Source organism: Rhizobium sp. F40D2, assembly GCF_051810745.2.
Classification (GTDB): domain Bacteria; phylum Pseudomonadota; class Alphaproteobacteria; order Rhizobiales; family Rhizobiaceae; genus Rhizobium.
Genome location: NZ_JBPWQX020000004.1, coordinates 738773 through 753557, shown reverse-complemented (window position 1 = coordinate 753557; position 14785 = coordinate 738773). Strand labels below are relative to the sequence as shown.

Here is a 14785-nt window from a genome sequence, read left to right as displayed (position 1 = left end):
CACCGAACTTGATGCTGCGGCTTCAAGTCGCTGTTTAACTGAAATTATCTTCCGCCGAAGCCGGAGCTGACGGTGATGCCCCTGTAGATCACCCGCTGCAGCACGATGGCCAGGATAACACCCGGCAGCATCGAGATCGTCGCGCCCGCCATGATGTAATTCCAGGCGGTGCCCTGCTGTGTCTGGAACAACGTGAGCCCGAGCGGCAGCGTGGCTTTTTCCACCCCGCTGGTGGCGATCAGCGGCCACAGGAAGCTCTTCCACTGGGCGATGAAGGTGAAAAGCGCGAGCAGGCCGATCGCCGGCATGGCGAGCGGCACGATGACGGTGACCAGGATGCGCAGGCGCGAAGCGCCGTCCACCATCGCCGCCTCGTCGAGATCCTTGGGAATGCCGAGGATGAACTGCCGCAGCAGAAACGTGCCGAAGGAAGAGAAGGCGACCGGCAGGATCATGCCATGATAGGTATTGATCCAGCCGAGCTTGCTGACCAGGAGAAAAAGCGGGATCACCAGCATCACCTGCGGGATCATCAGCGTGCTGAGATAGGTGAGCAGCAGCCCCTCACGGCCGGGAAACCGCAGCCGCGCGAAAGCATAGGCGGAAAGGCAGGATACCGCGATCACGATCGCCGTGACTCCGCAGGCGACCACGAGGGAATTCAGCAGGAAGGTTCCGAACGGCAGGGCCACCAGCGCTTCGACGAAGGTGCCCCAATGATATTCCTCGGGGAAGATTCGGACCGGCACGGCCATCACCTCCGCATTCGAGCGCACCGCGTTCGACACCATCCAGAAGAAGGGGAAGAGGAAAAGCAGCGCGACCAGCGAAAGACCGGCGTAACTGAAGAAGGTGCCGATGCGCCGCAGGAGACGGCGGCGATCCGCGGAGACGGAATGCGGATGCCGTGAGGTCCGGTCAGTCGTCATAGTGCACCCATTTGCGCTGCATGTGGAACTGCAGGATGGTGAGCGCCATGATCATGACGAACATCACCCAGGCGAGAGCGGAGGCATAGCCCATCTGGAAATTGGTGAAGCCCTTCTGGTAGATGGCAAAGCCAAGCGTTGCCGTCGCCGAGCCCGGGCCGCCGCGCGTCATCGCAAAGATTTCGTCGAAGACCTGCAGCGAGGTGATCGCCGTCATCACGGTGGCGAAGAAGACGGTGGGCGAGATCAGCGGCAGACGGATGCGCCAAAAGCGCTGCCAGGCATTGGCGCCGTCGATCGTCGCCGCCTCGAGATAGTGTTTCGGCACCAGATCGAGCGCGGCGTTGAACATCACGACGTTATAGCCGACATTCGCCCAAAGGGTGACGATCACGACCGCCTGCATCGCCCAGGTCGGGTTCAGCAGGAAATTCGGCAGACCGAGGCCGAGCGAACGGATGACGGTGTCGGCCAGACCGTCCGGCGTGAAGATCAGCAGCCACACCACCGAAGCGGCAATCGTCGGGGTGAAGGTCGGCAGGAAGAAAATCACCCGGAAGATCGCCTTGCCGCGCTTCAGGCTGGATATCCAAACCGCCAGCATCAGTGAGACGATGATGTTCACAGCCAGATACTCGACGGCGAAGAACAGCGTGTTTCTGAGGATGGTGTAGAAGGCCGGATCGACGGTGAAGAGCTTGATATAATTCTGAAGACCGACGAAGGACGGCGTCGAGATCAGCTGCCAGTTTGTGAATGAGAGCGCCAGCGACGCCAGGATCGGCAGGGCCATGAAGATCATGAAGCCGAGGAAGCTCGGTAGCAGGAACAGCATGGCTGTCTGCGTCTCAGGTCTCAGAAGGCGCCGCGGCCGACCGGGCTGCAGGGGAATTTCGGCGACGGCGCTTTGCGACATGTCTTCCTCCGTGCGCGGCAATCCTGCCGCCGCGCTTTAACCTCATGTTTTCACGCATGTCATCATCGCAACGCCGCGTACGCGACGCGCTCTATTGCTGCGCGAGGCTCTGGATCGACTCCATCGTCTGCTTGGCGTCGGCGGTGCCGCCGAAGGCCGGCGGGAAATACTGGTTGAACAGGTTTTCGACCGCCGCCCAGTTGTTGGTGATCACGTAGGGCACGGAATGCGCCAGAGAATAGTCGATGGCCTCGCCGCCATTGGTGATGTCCTTGGCTGCCACCTTGTACCAGGAGGATTGCGACGCCGTGCGCGCTGGCAGCGCACGACCCTGTTCGGCGAGATATTGCAGCGCCTCCGGGCTGGTCAGCACCTGGATCGCCTTCCAGGCCGCATCCTTGTTCTTGCTCGTCGTGGCGATACCGAAACCCGAGCCCGCCGTGACGGCGGTAAGCTCGCTGTCTCCGCGCGGCAGGGAGGTGGAACCAATCTTGAACTTGACCTTGTCTTTCATGCCGATGATCGACCATGGACCGTCGACATACATGGCGACATTGCCCGAGTAGAACCGGCCCTGGATGACCGTGCCGGCATCGGCGCTCGACGGCACCAGCGGCGCCACCTTGTCCTTGGCGGCAAAGCCGATCACCCTCTCGGCCGCGGCAACGGCGCTCGGATTCGTAAGGTCGAGCGCTCCTGCATCATCGACATATTTATCGCCCCAGGCAGCCGCCAGGACCGAATAGTTCTGCGGGGTGATGCCGAAGCCGTATTTGCCGTCCTTGGTCAGCTTCTTGGCGGCATCGGTGAATTCGGCAAGCGTCCAGCCCGGCTTCGGCAGCGGAACGCGGGCGGCTTCGAGCGCATCCTGGTTATAATAGATGACCCACGGACCGACATCGTAAGGCAGGCCGTAAAGCTGCTTGTCGACGGACATGCCGCCGATGATCGAGGGGGTGAAAGCGCCGACATCGAATTTGTCGGCAGCGATCCGGTCATTCAGGGGCTCGAGCAGCGAATAGAAATTCGGCATGCGCAGCGACTGCATGGAAACGATGTCGGCAAGCTGTCCCGACGCCGCCAGCACCGGCAGCCTCGTCCAGTAATCGACCCAGCCGGTCGTCGTCAATGTCACCTTGATATCGGGATATTTGGCGGTGACCATATCCGCCAGGTGCTGCCAGCTCTTGGTGTCGGCATCGGAACCGGTCCACATCTGCCAGGTCAGGTTGACCTGCTCGGCCGATGCGGCTGAGGCAAAAAGACTGCCGCCGACTGTGGCGAGCAAAAGCGCTTTCTTCAGAACATTCATGGGTTTCTCCTCCCTCCATGACGCAATGAACACGCGAGTGCGACCGAGCTCACGCCTTGAGGACGATCTCGATCACCGGGACGGTAACGTCAGGCCGCCGGACCGGCAGTTCGAGCGTGATCATGCCTTCCGGCACCATCACGCCGATATTGGAATCCACTTCCTTCGTCTGGCTGAGCCAGCGCACTTCGCTGGCGTCGTGCAGGAACTGCGCATAGGCGATCCTGTCGGCGAGGCCCTCGATATGGATGTGGCGGTAAGGCCAGTTATAGACATGCAGGTAGAGACGGTTGCCGCGCTGGGTGTAGCGGCACCCGGCCGGAACCGGCAAATCGGACGGGCCGGCCCCATAGATGGAGCGGCCGTTGACGGCCATCCAGTTCTGGTAGACCTCAAGCGCATCGATGGCGCGTGCGTCGAAGGTGCCACGGCCGGTCGGGCCGACATTCATCAAGAGATTGCCGCCGAGCGCAACGGGATCGATGAGCAGCTGAATGATCTGGTCGGGGCTCTTCCAGCTATCCTCGTCGCGGTGATAGCCCCAGGAGCCGCTGAAGGTGTGGCAGGCTTCCCAGAGCACCCCCTGGCTGGCGATGGCAGGCGCCACGCGCGGCGTATATTGCTCCGGCGTCGTCACGTCGGGCAGCTTGCCCGGCGGCAGATCGAGGCGGTTGTTGACGATGATTTCGGGCTGCAGCTCGCGCACCAGCTCGATCAGCCGCTCGCTTTCCCAGTCGGAGCGGCCCTTGCCGGGCAGGCCGTGATATTCGCGGCCGGGATAGCTGAAATCGAACCAGATGATGTCGATACGGCCGAAGCCGGTCAGGAGCTCGCGCACCTGTTCGCGCATATAGGCGGCGTAATTGGCGATGTTGCGGCCGGCATTCAGCGCCTTGGCGTCGGCATGGTTGCGTAAGGGATGGTGGACGTCGATCGGAAAGTCGGGATGGTGCCAGTCGAGCAGCGAATAATAAAAGCCGATCTTCAGCCCCTCGGCGCGAAACGCCTCGACCAGCGGCGTCAGCAGATCCCTGCCGCTGGGCGTGTTCGTCGCCTTGTAATCGGTGACCTTGCTGTCCCAAAGGCAGAAGCCCTCGTGATGCTTGGTCGTCACGACGACATATTTCATGCCGGCGAGACGCGCCCGGCGGGCCCACTCTTTGGGATCGTAGAGATCGGGATCGAAATTGTCGAAATAGCGCTGGTAATGCTCGTCGGTCAGCTCTTCGCGGTTCTTCAACCATTCGTGCCGGGCTCCGAGAGCATAGAGACCCCAATGGATGAACATACCCAGGCGATCATGGCTGAACCAGGCGTGCTTGCCCGCCTCTCCCGATGCCGGATTTTCCAGCTGACGTGCTGCAATCGTCACAGGTTTCTCCTCCCTGTTTCCGGCCCATCACATCATCGAACCGGTTCGGTAGGCTGATCATTCACCCCGGTTCCTCGCCTGTCAAGCTGAAATCAACCAGCAAAAATGCGATTGAATATTCACCGATTGGCGCCACTACCCGGCAACATGTTGCACCGGGTTATGGAATCTGGCACTATGCGTTAATAGAACCGGTTCGAAAATATGACCACCATACGAGATGTAGCGCGCCTTGCGGGGGTTTCGATCTCGACCGTCTCGCTCGCGCTCAACAGCCCGAAGCGGGTCGGCGTCGAGACGCTCGACCGCATCCAGCAGGCGATAAAATCGACCGGTTACCGCATCGACCCCGTCGCTCAGACGCTGGCGCGCGGGCGCAGCTCGCTGATCGGCTTCGTTTCTGCCAATCTCGGCAATATGTTTTTCGGCGACATCCGCCGCGAGATCGAACATCAGGCGCTTGATCATGGTTATTTCGTCCTGATCGCCGACTCCTCGGGCCGAGCCGACCTCGAACGGGCGCTGCTGGAGAGGCTGGAAGCGCAGAAGATCGCCGGCATCGCCTTGGCGGCAAACGGGCGCGGCGAGGAATACGCGACCTTCCTGCGCGACTTCAAGACCCCGATCGTGATGTTCGACCAGAAGGTGGAGGGCGCGAAACGCGATTTCATCGGCTCCGACAATCCGCTGACGACGACCATCCTGACAGAGCATCTGCTGCAGCTCGGGCACAGGCGCATAGGCTTCATCTCCGGCCCAAGCGGCCTGCACACCGCCGACGAACGCCTGAAAGGTTTCATGGATACGATGGCCGGCGCCGGCGCGGAGATCGACCCGTCGCTGGTCGTCGAAGGCGGCTACACCAGGACCGGCGGCCATGCGCAGGCGATGCGGCTGCTCACCCGCCGCGACCGGCCGACCGCCATCATCGGCGCCAACAACATGATGGGTCTGGCGGCGCTGCAGGTGATGCAGGAAATGGGCTTCCGCTGCCCCGACGACGTATCGCTGGCGATGGTTGACGACGTACCCTGGAGCAACGTCATCACGCCCCGCATCACTATGGTCGTGCAGGATGCGCAGAAGCTCGGGGAACTCGCGGCGCAGCGCCTGCTGGCAAGAATCGCAAGCCCCGAGGCCGCCGCTGAGCCGCCGCGGGATTTTATCCTGACGCCGAAATTCGTGCGCGGCGAGTCGACCAGGCGACTCTGAGTTCCCTCCCTCGATCTTGACCAGGCAAAGGACGAGGCGGGTCCCCAAGCGCTGAGACAGAAGAAGAAGCAGCGTTGCGGCGTGCTTCGAGGCTTCGCCCTTCGGGCTGCGCACCTCAGCATGAGGAGCGTTGGAGGATGCCGCACCAAGGCCCACAAGACGCTCTGCGCCCGGCGACACTCCCAGCAAAACAGGTAGCACGGTGCCGTCCATCATTGAAAGATGGAAGGATTTGTCATACATGTGTGATGAATCGAGATTTTGCGTGCCGCTAGATGGCCGCATGCGGATCGAAGCCGATGCGAGGGGGCGAGGCGCAGCTATGCAGGTGAAGGATCGCAGCAGAGGCTCCGGGTCGCTGGTCTCGCAGGTCGGCGAAAGCCTTCGGCAAGCCATCTTGAGCGGCCAATATTCTGCCGGCGACAAGCTGCCGAGCGAGCATGAACTGACCGAGACGCATAGCGTCAGCCGCACCGTGGTGCGCGAAGCCGTGGCCGCTCTTCGTTCCGATGGACTGGTCGAGGTGCGCCAGGGCGCAGGCATTTTCGTGATCGGCGCCGACCCGACGCTGTCAGGTCGAAAGGTCGACAAGGCCCGCGTCGCCTCGGACTTGGAAGTGCTCGAGATCCGAACCCCCGTCGAAATCGAGGCGGCGGGACTTGCCGCGCTTCGCCGCTCGCCGGCTCAGGAGGAGGCGATCTTCGAATGCCACCGGAAGATCCTCCAGTGCATCGAGCAAGATCGATCCGTCCGCGAAGCGGATCTCGAGCTCCATGTGGCGATCGCCGAGGCGACGAACAATCCGCTGTTCAGACATTTCCTGGAATCCCAGGGGGCGGCGATCATCCCGCAATCGCGGCTTGTCCCGGAAACGAGGACAGCCGAGCAGACTGCTTATCGAAAGCTGATCCACCGGGAACACGAAGCGATCGTCATGGCGATCTCCGACAGGGACGATCAGGCCGCCCGCAACGCCATGCGTGAGCACCTGGTCGGCAGCCAGACCAGGTACCGCAACCTGCTGAAAGACTTGCGGAGTTTTGCGACCTGAGTCCAACGAGAAGCGCCGCCCGCACGGCAAGCTTTTCACCGGCCACGAGCCAACCTATTCCAACATCGGCGCCGGAAAGCGCTTTCCTGGCGATTTGCGCAGCCGCTTGTATTGTAAGAGGGCATCTACAGCGCGCGTCGGCGTGATGCATAGCTTGAACGCGCAGGGTAACATCCGCGGCTGAAAGCTAGTTGAAAGCTTCGACGTCATAGGTAAGGGGCAGCATCGTGGAGGAGCACGGTCAAGGTGGCCAGACGACGATGCAAGCCAATCACCAGGAGGAGATTTCCATGCGTTCTTCGCGCAGCCTTTTTCAAACTGTCGCTTTTTCCACGCTTTTCGCCGCAGCATCTTTCGGTGCGAGCGCCGCTGACGCAGCCGACAAGATCACCATCATGGTCGGCGGTTATGAGAAGCAGATCTATCTGCCCGCCAAGCTCGCCGAATCCCTCGGTTACTTCAAGGACGAGGGCCTCGACGTCGAACTCCTGAACGAAGCTGCCGGCGTCGATGCCGAAAACCAGCTTTTGGCAGGCGCCGTCCAGGGTGTTGTCGGCTTCTACGACCACTGCGTGGACCTGCAGGCCAAGGGAAAATTCGTCGAATCCATCGTCCAGTTCAGCCAGGCGCCGGGTGAAGTCGAGATGGTCTCGAGCAAACATCCCGACATCAAGTCGCCGGCTGATTTCAAGGGCAAGAGCCTCGGCGTCACCGGTCTCGGCTCGTCCACCAACTTCCTGACCCTCTTCATGGCCTCCAAGGCCGGCTTGAAGCCCGGCGACGTCGTCACGGTTCCGGTCGGCGCCGGCGGCACCTTCATCGCCGCCATGCAGCAGGATCAGATCCAGGCCGGCATGACGACCGAGCCGACGATCTCGCGTTTGGTCAAAACAGGCGAAGCCAGCGTGCTCGTCGACATGCGCACGGTCGAGTCGACCCGCCAGGCGCTCGGCGGCACCTACCCCGCGGCGTCCCTCTACATGGAAGCCGCTTGGGTCGACGCTCACAAGGACGAGGCGCAGAAGCTCGCCAACGCCTTCGTCAAGACCCTGCGCTACATCAATACGCATTCCGCCGCCGAGATCGCGGACAAGATGCCGAAGGATTTTTACGTCGGCGACAAGGACGGCTACGTCAAGGCTCTCGATGAGGGCAAGGGCATGTTCACGCCGGATGGCATCATGCCTGAAGACGGCCCGAAGACCGTGCTTGCCGTGCTTTCGGAATTCTCCAAGAACGTCAAGGGCAAGCAGATCGACCTCTCCAAGACCTACACGACGGAATTCGTCAAGAACGTCAAGTAAGTCAGTCGCGCCGCTCCCGGCTCCCAAGCGGGAGCGGCCTCCGTTCGATCATGGGCATTGCGTGCGCGCCCGCAAAGCACGCCTCGGGTATCACCATGCAACAGGACAATAAGCAGATCCCGGCGATCGAGCTGATCAATGTCAGCCGGCGCTTCGTCTCGCCGACGGGGAAATCCCTGACTGCGCTCCGCGATTTCAACATGACGGTCGCCCGCGGCGAGTTCGTCGCCGTTGTCGGTCCCACCGGCTGCGGCAAGTCAACGACCCTCAACCTCGTGACGGGGCTCGCACGGCCAAGCGCCGGCGAAGTCCGGCTGATGGGTGGGCCTATCACCGGTATCGATCCGCGTGTCGGTTTCGCGTTCCAGACCGACGCGCTGTTTCCCTGGAAAAACGTGATCGACAACGTCATGGCCGGGCCGTTGTTTCGCGGCAAGTCACGCGCCGAGGCGGAAAAGATGGCCCGCGACTGGCTGGCGCGCGTCGGCCTGTCGAAATTTCTGCATCACTATCCCCATCAGCTGTCCGGCGGCATGCGCAAGCGCGTCTCGCTGGCTCAGACCTTCATCAACGAACCGGAAATCCTGCTGATGGACGAGCCGTTTTCGGCGCTGGACGTGCAGACCCGCACGGTCATGCATGAAGAGCTCCTGAAGTTGTGGGCGGAGCGAAAAGCCTCGGTGGTCTTCGTCACCCACGACCTCGAAGAGGCCGTGGCACTTGCCGACAAGGTCTATGTGCTCACAGCCGGCCCCGCGACGGTCAAGTCGGTCTACACGATCGATCTCCCTCGCCCGCGCGTGGTGTCGGAGATCCGCTACGAGCAGAACTTCATTGATTATTGCAAGACGATCTGGGAGGACCTCCGCGAGGAGGTCGAGACCAGCTACCGCCGCGCAAGCGAAGCGGCTTGAGAGGAGGACATCATGGCACATACCGCTCTAGAGGCCGATTCGGCCGTCATGTTTCGGCCGGGCACCTCGGACACGGAAATCGAGGCGTCGGCGCTGAAGGCGATGCATCGGCGCAAATTACTGGTGCGTTTCTGGCAGATCGCCATTCTGGTCTTCGTGATCGGCATGTGGGAACTCTCCTCCAACATGCAGTGGATCGATCCGTTCTTCTATTCAAGCCCGAGCGGCGTCGTTCAGCGCCTCTACGAATGGGCGACCGAGGGCACCACCGAAGGGTCGCTCTGGTACAATCTGTGGGTGACAATGGAGGAGGCGCTAATCGGCTTCTTCGCAGGCTCGATCACCGGCGTCTTCGTCGGCATCGGCCTCGGCCGCAACCGCTTCCTATCGGACATCTTCTCAGTCTACATCAAGGCGATCAACTCGATCCCCCGCGTCGTCCTTGCCCCGATCTTCATCATGATCATGGGTCTCGGCCTGCCGTCCAAGGTCGCGCTCGCCTTTATCATGGTGTTCTTCGTCGTCTTCGCCAACGCCTTCCAGGGCGTGCGCGAGGCCGACCGCAACATGATCGCCAATGCCCGCATCCTCGGCGCTTCGGACTGGCAGGTAACCCGCACCGTTGTCATTCCCTCGGCGATGAGCTGGATCTTCGCCAGCCTGCACGTCTCCTTCGGCTTTGCGATCATCGGCGCCATCGTCGGGGAATTCGTCGGCGCCCGCTTCGGCATCGGTCAGCTTATCTCAATCGCCAAGGGCACGTTTGACGCGGCCGGCATGTTCGCGGCGATTCTCCTCGTCATGGTCGTCACGCTGTTTGCCGAATTCATCATGACACTGGTCGAGAACCGCCTGGCGAAATGGCGGCCGCAGCAGCACCTCGACACGCAGTAATCAGATAGACCTCCTCCCAGGGCAGATCTAAGAGAAGGCCGGGCACCATGCCCGGCCTTTATTCATTTGATGCACTTCAGATTCATGTGAGCGGCAGCCGCACGGTCACGACCAGACCGCCGCCTTGCGCGTCGTCGAGCGAGACCGAACCTCCCGCCCCTTCGACGACCTCCCGGACGATCGCCAGCCCCAAGCCACTTCCCTCGGCTTCGGTCCCCATAATCCGGTAGAACCGTTCAAAGACCTGTTCGCGCTCGCTTTCAGGAATACCGGGTCCGTTGTCCTCGACGGTCACAACGGCGTTGCCGTCCGCCTGCCCCACCGCAACAGTTACCCGTCCATTGGCCCGAGTATAGCGGATCGCGTTGTCGATGAGGTTGACCAACATCTCCCGCAACATCGTCCCGTCGCCTTCGACGATGACGGGTCCGTCCGTTTCCAAACCGACGTCGATATTCCGCCTCAACGCCTCTTCTGCATGGGCCTCCAGGATCTCGCGGGCGGCCTTGCTGAGGTCGGCCGCGTCGCTGCGCGGGCGCCGGCTTCCGGGCTCGGCCCGCGACAAGGTCAGAAGCTGGCTGGCGAGGCGCGAAATCTGCCGCGTGCTGGTGCGAAGGGCAAAAAGCGCCTCGTCGCGGCGGGCCGCATCGGCTTCGCGGGCCGCCACGCTTGCCTGAGTCGAAATCAGCGCCAGAGGCGTTCTCAGTTGATGGGCGGCATTCGATACGAAGCGTCGCTGCGCGGCCATCTGGTTCTGGACACGCTCCATGTAGTCGTTGAGCGCATGAACGAGCGGCTGCAATTCGCTCTGCACCATCTCGGGCGGTAAGGGATCAAGACGGTTGCGGCCGCGCTGGCGCACGGCGTCCCGCAATCTCAGGGCCGGCGCCAGGCCGCGTTGGAGCCCGAGGATGGTCACCAGGCTTGCGACGAAGACGAGCACAAACTGCTTCGAAAAGTCTGAAAGCCACAGCTGCCTTCGCATCGCGTACTGGCTGTGATGGGTCACGGCGACGGTCACCGAGATGGTGCCGTCATCAGGAAGGCCGACGACGGGATGGTCGAGCATCAGGACGCGCACATCGGCGCCATGGAATGCGCGATCCTCACCTGCCCGCTGGACGGTCGGCAACGGCAAGTCGGGAAAGCCGCTGACCAGGCTGCCCCAGGCGGTGATCACCTGATAGGAGACCCGATCACCGAAACCCGTATCGAACATCTCGAGCGCAGCCGGCGGCACGTCCACCTGAACATTGCCGCCCTCGTCGACGCGGACGGCCTCGGCAATGACGCGAGCCGAGGCCAGAAGCGTTCTATCCGTCACCAGCTTCGCCGTCGCATCCGCCGTCCAGAAGCTGTCGTAAAGATTGAAGCCGATCGCGCCGAGCAGGGTCAGCAGCACCCAGCAGAGCAACTGGACTCTCAGGCTCCGGCTGAGCCGCGCGATCGTCGCGCCGGCCTTTGTGACGACGCTATTCGACATGTCTGAGGAGATAACCGAGCCCGCGCAGCGTCGCGATCTGAACCGAGCTGCTTTCGAGCTTCTTTCTGAGCCGGTGGACGTAGATTTCGATGGCGCTCGGATCCGCCTCGTCGTCGAAACCGAACACGCTTTCGGAAAGGGCGGCTTTCGACACCGTGTTGCCCACCTTCATGACGAGCTGTTCGAGAACGGCATATTCCCGCGGCGTCAGCTGCAGCAGTTCGTCCGCGACGAAAAACTGCCGCGTCCCGCCGGAAAAACGCAGATTTCCGACGGTGATCTCGGACGAGGCGCGATCCTGTCCGCGGCGCACCACCGCGCGGATTCTCGCTTCGAGCTCGGCAATTTCGAAGGGCTTGGCGAGATAGTCGTCGGCGCCACTGTCGAGCCCCGCCACCCGGCCGTCCAGGCTTGCATTCGCGGTCAGGATGATCACCGGAAGCTTGTTTCCCGATTGTCTAAGCCGCTTCAAAAGCGTCAAGCCGTCAAGCTTGGGTAGCGCAAGGTCGAGGATCATCGCCGAATACTCGGCCACCTTGAGCATATGCTCGGCATCCTCGCCGTCATGGGCGATATCGATAGCATATTGCGCCTGCCGCAGGGCTTTGCCCAGCCAGGCCGCCAGATCCTTGTTGTCCTCCACTACAAGCAGTCTCATCCATCCCCCTTAGCACGGGCAGATGGTCTGGCGGAAGCGCGACACGGTTGACTCTAGGCGTCTTCAGCCTCGTCCCCGGCAGCAACGGCTGCGACCTCTCGGTCTCCGGCCATCGGCACCTCCGTTCCCCAGATTTCGATCTGCGTCAGCGCCGGAAAGGGCGAGCCGTCCTGCGCCTTGATCAGGCCGTGCAACTCCACCCATTCGACGATGCAGGGCTCTATCGAAAAGCTTTGCGCAGCACCCGATTTCACCAGCGGAAAGGAGCAGCTGCTGCCGTTAGAGAAGGTGAGGCTGGCTTTCTCCCACCAGGAATCATGCGGGAAATCCGCCCGGAGGTAGAAGACGACCTCATCGATCCGGACGGGTCGGCCGAACTCCACCGTCAGGGCGGCTTGCGGATCTCGATTGATGCCCCAGCTGGTGTAGGGCCAGAAGCCGTGATCGTCGTTGGCCTTTTCACCGTCGATGGCGTTGCGCGCGGCAAAGACCGCTTCGCCCCGGGTTTCGACATTGGCGCGCGCATGCGGAAACAGCGTCCGATTGGCGTGATCGTCCCAGGGGTTCAGGGCGAGATTGCGCCGCTGGGCAATCTCGTCGGGCCGCGCGCTGCGGACTGAAAGCCGATGCATATCGCCGCTAAAGGCGTTCGGCGAATAGGGTTTACGCTTGTCGCCGAACGGCACGGCGAGGCAATAATCGCATTCCTTCATATAGACCGGGCCGGGTTGATTCGCGCTGTCCAATGCCAGGAGGATATGCCCGGGTTCGGAAGCCTCCACGACGACGCAGTCGCCCTCGCGATAGCTCTGCCGATAGACCAGAAACGTTTCGTCCTGCCCCGTGGCGCTTGCCAGCACGAAGCCGTCGGCATCCATGATCTTCAGCGTCAATTCCATGCTCGCCCTCCTCAAGGCTAGACGATCCGCAATCTCAGAAGCTTGCCGGCAAACGGCAGGCGCAGCCGGTAGAGCTTCTCGGGCCAGGCCGATCTCAGCCTGATGTCATCAACCTCGATCTCGTCGATTTCGATGGACCCGGCGCCGTCGACGACAATGCTGCCGAGATCGGCGAGATCGATCCCGCCGGGGGCGACGGTCGGCGCCACGCAGGTCATCAGCGACAGGACCGCCGGCTTGCCGCCGTCATAGGTATCGACGATTTCGACATGGCGACCCCGTTGCAGGGAGACCGCGCGCCGATAGCTGCGCACATCCGCTTCCGGTGGATAGGCGCCCGATATATCGAGAGATATACGCGCTTCGCCGTCGCCGAATTCGACCTCGACATCGCGGGCCCCGAAGGCTTCGCCGGCGGACTGCATGACGCCTCCGAAGGTCGGCAGGTTGTGATAGGCCGATTGCATCGTCCATATCTCGTAGCGCCGCGGAGAAAAGGTCTTTGCGGTATAGGTCTCGACGCCGACGTCGATCAGGAAGGGACGGCCGTTCTTGTAGAGCGTGACGCTGCCGACATCGTTGTGATTGTGGCCCTCGCCGTTGTTGCCGGCCTTGACCGCTAGGGAAAATTGCCCGTCGCGGGCGATGAACAGGCCGATGCCGGGATAAAAGATATCCCGGCCGGATGCCGGCTGCAGTTCGGCGGCTGGGATCGTATGACCGACCAGCAGCTCCTGCACGCGATACCAGAGGTTCCATTCGCCGGGCAGATGCGGGCTCTCGGCGGCCGCCCGGTCGGCTGCGGCGAATGCCGAAAGCATTTCGGAACCAACAGACTTGCCGAACAGGTATTCCCGTGCGCTGCAAGGCTCGACCACCGCGGAGGAATCCGCGAAGTTGAAATAATGGCGGCCGGCGACATGCATGTTGGCGATGTATTCGGCCATGTTGCGGATCTTCGGCTGCCGCCAGATCCCGTCGAACAGGCCGGGCGCTACGCGATCGAGCACGGTCAGCGCGCCGTTCAGGCAGAGTGCGGCATGGCGATAATAGACCACGCCCTCCTCGCAGGCCCCGTCTTCCGCATAATCCTTGAGGAAAGCATCGAGACTGCCGAGCGCTCTTTCGACCACGGCGCGGCGTGTCGACTGATCGGTCTTCAGCGAGAAGGCGGATAAGAGAACGTTCTGGGTAATCCAGGCCGTCCAGTTGTTCATTCGCTCCTCGCCGCTGCCCATCCACCAGAAATGCCGGCCGAGATAGGGCGTCAGGATGCGGGTCTCGATCTCGCGTTTCACACGCGTCGCAACCTCCGGGCTGATGCCGTCGAGCGCATCGCCGAGCAGGGCGACGATCGTCGCCAGAAGGGCCGCCGTTTCGGCGGCGAAGAGATCGATGACCGGCTGCGAAGTGTCGGGAAGCGGCAGACGCGGGCCGCCGCGCCCATAGGCATTATGCGCAGGAAGCTGCCAGCCACTCTCCTCGGCAATCAGGAAGATGCCGTCGACGATCTTCGGCAGGAACCGCCCACCCGCTTCCACCAGTTCGCCCAGCACAAGATCATTGAGCATCCGCCGGCGGGTGAAATAAAGTGCCTCGAAGCGCGAGCGGTTGCCGGTCTCCGTGTACTCCCGGTAATCGGAGGCAGTGACGAGAGGCCAGGCGCGCGCAAATGTGGCTTCGGCATCGCGCACGACCACATCCCGTACAACCCGCGGCACCGCGCTCCATCTGTCGCGATCGGCATAGGCAGATCCCGGCGTGAAATCGCTGAGGACGTCCGGCAGTTCCCCTGAAATCTCGCTGAACATGTCCCTCCCCGCATTGGAAAAGCCTCGACG

13 protein-coding genes are annotated in these 14785 nt (G+C 62.1%); 5 read left to right on the top strand and 8 right to left on the bottom strand.

Annotation, left to right across the window (positions count from 1 at the left end; genetic code table 11):
- Window positions 1–44: 44 nt before the first annotated feature.
- The 4 genes from ACS4RS_RS32265 to ACS4RS_RS32250 form a co-directional block, all read right to left on the bottom strand.
- A complete protein-coding gene (locus tag ACS4RS_RS32265; protein ID WP_439012267.1) occupies window positions 45–929 on the bottom strand; it encodes an ABC transporter permease subunit in 885 nt (294 codons plus the stop codon).
- On the bottom strand, window positions 919–1845 hold the full coding sequence (locus ACS4RS_RS32260) for an ABC transporter permease subunit (RefSeq protein ID WP_439012266.1): 927 nt from the start codon (window positions 1843–1845) through the stop codon (window positions 919–921). Before ACS4RS_RS32260 ends, ACS4RS_RS32265 begins: the two co-directional genes overlap by 11 nt.
- A gap of 91 nt (window positions 1846–1936) precedes the next feature.
- Window positions 1937–3157, bottom strand: a complete 1221-nt coding sequence (locus tag ACS4RS_RS32255) for an ABC transporter substrate-binding protein (RefSeq protein WP_449314113.1) — start codon at window positions 3155–3157, stop codon at window positions 1937–1939.
- A 49-nt stretch (window positions 3158–3206) separates the two neighbouring features.
- Complete coding sequence (locus tag ACS4RS_RS32250) at window positions 3207–4529, bottom strand: alpha-L-fucosidase (RefSeq protein WP_449314112.1); 1323 nt, start codon at window positions 4527–4529, stop codon at window positions 3207–3209.
- 204 nt (window positions 4530–4733) lie between these two features.
- Here ACS4RS_RS32250 and ACS4RS_RS32245 point away from each other — a divergent pair, with 204 nt between their 5' ends.
- The 5 genes from ACS4RS_RS32245 (at window position 4734) to ACS4RS_RS32225 (ending at window position 9904) form a co-directional block, all read left to right on the top strand.
- A complete protein-coding gene (locus tag ACS4RS_RS32245) occupies window positions 4734–5741 on the top strand; it encodes a substrate-binding domain-containing protein (RefSeq protein ID WP_439012264.1) in 1008 nt (335 codons plus the stop codon).
- 322 nt (window positions 5742–6063) lie between these two features.
- Complete coding sequence (locus tag ACS4RS_RS32240; RefSeq protein WP_439012595.1) at window positions 6064–6792, top strand: GntR family transcriptional regulator; 729 nt, start codon at window positions 6064–6066, stop codon at window positions 6790–6792.
- A 290-nt stretch (window positions 6793–7082) separates the two neighbouring features.
- The gene (locus ACS4RS_RS32235; protein ID WP_439012263.1) at window positions 7083–8096 is read left to right on the top strand and encodes an ABC transporter substrate-binding protein; all 1014 of its coding nucleotides are present in this window, start codon (window positions 7083–7085) and stop codon (window positions 8094–8096) included.
- A gap of 95 nt (window positions 8097–8191) precedes the next feature.
- On the top strand, window positions 8192–9010 hold the full coding sequence (locus ACS4RS_RS32230; protein WP_116408530.1) for an ABC transporter ATP-binding protein: 819 nt from the start codon (window positions 8192–8194) through the stop codon (window positions 9008–9010).
- A 12-nt stretch (window positions 9011–9022) separates the two neighbouring features.
- Window positions 9023–9904 carry an ABC transporter permease subunit gene (locus ACS4RS_RS32225; RefSeq protein ID WP_439012262.1) on the top strand — a complete coding sequence of 294 codons (882 nt, stop codon included), beginning with the start codon at window positions 9023–9025 and terminating at the stop codon, window positions 9902–9904.
- Between the two features lie 82 nt (window positions 9905–9986).
- On the opposite strand, the gene ACS4RS_RS32220 is transcribed toward ACS4RS_RS32225, so the two are convergent.
- From ACS4RS_RS32220 to ACS4RS_RS32205, 4 genes are read right to left on the bottom strand one after another with little or no spacing between them, the layout of a single operon-like run.
- Complete coding sequence (locus tag ACS4RS_RS32220; protein ID WP_439012261.1) at window positions 9987–11387, bottom strand: sensor histidine kinase N-terminal domain-containing protein; 1401 nt, start codon at window positions 11385–11387, stop codon at window positions 9987–9989.
- Window positions 11377–12045: a response regulator gene (locus ACS4RS_RS32215; protein ID WP_003591180.1), complete on the bottom strand. Its 669-nt coding sequence runs from the start codon at window positions 12043–12045 to the stop codon at window positions 11377–11379. The genes ACS4RS_RS32220 and ACS4RS_RS32215 overlap by 11 nt, the downstream gene beginning before the upstream one ends.
- A gap of 53 nt (window positions 12046–12098) precedes the next feature.
- Entirely contained in the window at window positions 12099–12944 is an 846-nt protein-coding gene (locus ACS4RS_RS32210; protein WP_439012260.1) for a carbohydrate-binding protein, read from the bottom strand.
- Between the two features lie 17 nt (window positions 12945–12961).
- On the bottom strand, window positions 12962–14755 hold the full coding sequence (locus ACS4RS_RS32205) for a heparinase II/III domain-containing protein (protein WP_439012259.1): 1794 nt from the start codon (window positions 14753–14755) through the stop codon (window positions 12962–12964).
- Between the last annotated feature and the right edge of the window lie 30 nt (window positions 14756–14785).